The sequence below is a fragment of the Leptolyngbya sp. BC1307 genome (assembly GCF_002286735.1).
GTDB lineage: Bacteria > Cyanobacteriota > Cyanobacteriia > Phormidesmidales > Phormidesmidaceae > Phormidesmis.
The window spans coordinates 1-1,297 of record NZ_NRTA01000141.1 but is presented as its reverse complement, the minus strand read 5'-3'; the positions used below and the strand labels follow the sequence as shown (position 1 = coordinate 1,297).

1 protein-coding gene is annotated in these 1,297 nt (G+C 50.5%); it reads left to right on the top strand.

Going from position 1 to position 1,297, the window contains the following annotated elements; genetic code table 11:
* Positions 1-85: 85 nt before the first annotated feature.
* Complete coding sequence (locus tag CKL79_RS22415) at positions 86-1,216, top strand: RNA-guided endonuclease TnpB family protein (RefSeq protein ID WP_121971709.1); 1,131 nt, start codon at positions 86-88, stop codon at positions 1,214-1,216.
* Positions 1,217-1,297 lie beyond the last annotated feature (81 nt).

The window sequence follows — 1,297 nt, the reverse complement described above, 5'->3', positions numbered from 1 at the left end:
CTCATCAACCTGGGGTGGGTCTGAAACCCCGGACTTTTAGTCCGCATCTTGCCTCCGTCACAAGATGAGAGTTATAATGTGAGGCATGAGTCAAAGAGCGTTTCAGTTTCGTTTTTATCCCACTGCTGAGCAAGAAAACTTGCTTCGTAGAACGATGGGCTCTACTCGTCTGGTCTATAACCGAGCCTTGGCCGCAAGGACTGAAGCTTGGTATGAAAGGCAAGAGCGAGTCGGGTATAAAGAAACGTCTTCGATGCTGACTGACTGGAAGAAAGACGAAAGCCTTTCGTTCTTGAATGAAGTTAGCTGCGTTCCATTGCAACAGGGTCTGCGCCATCTTCAAAAGGCGTTTAGCAATTTTTGGGCAGGCCGTGCCAAGTATCCGAACTTCAAAAAGAAGCGGAATGGTGGCAGCGCTGAGTTCACCAAGTCGGCGTTTAAGTACGTCGATGGTCAGGTGTACTTGGCAAAATGTGCTGAAGCTTTGCCAATTCGGTGGAGCCGGTTGCTGCCGCAAGGCGCTGAACCTTCTACCATTACGGTGAAGCTCTCGCCTGCGGGTAGATGGACAGTCTCTCTGTTGGTGGACGTGGATATTGAGCCATTGCCGGAATCCTCTAATCAGGTCGGTATTGATCTGGGCATCAGCAGTCTGCTGACACTCAGCACGGGCGAGAAGGTTGCAAACCCCAAGGGGTTTAAGGCTAAGTTCCGCAAGCTTAGAAAGGCTCAGAAGGCGCTCAGCCGCAAGCTGAAAGGCTCTAATAATCGATATAAAGCAAGGCTGCGGGTTGCCCGCGTCCATGCTGAGATTGCCGATGCCAGAAAAGATAATCTTCACAAGCTGACGACTCGATTGGTGAGAGAAAACCAAACCATCGCAATCGAAGATCTGTGTGTGTCGAACATGGTGAAAAACCATAAGCTTGCTCAGGCTATCAGTGATGCTAGCTGGGGTGAGCTGGTCAGGCAGCTTGAGTACAAGTCCGATTGGTACGGGAGAACATTGGTCAAAGTTGACCGCTGGTTTCCTAGTTCCAAGCGGTGCCACTGTTGCGGGCATGTTGTTGACAAGTTGCCATTGAATATTCGGGATTGGGTTTGCCCTGAGTGTGGGGCAGAACATGATCGAGATGTGAATGCTGCGATAAATGTATTAGCCGGTGGTCTATCGGTGTTAGCCTGCGGAGCGAGTGTAAGACCCGATAAGCATTAGCTTTGAAGGCAACTGCTATGAAACAGGAAACTCTCTGGGTAACCGGGGAATCCCCGTCTCTTCAGAGCGGGGAGTAGTCAA

What these genes read in the sequence shown, in the direction of transcription:
- CKL79_RS22415 (WP_121971709.1), top strand. Translation starts at nt 86, where the DNA reads ATGAGTCAAAGAGCGTTTCAGTTTCGTTTTTATCCCACTGCTGAGCAA.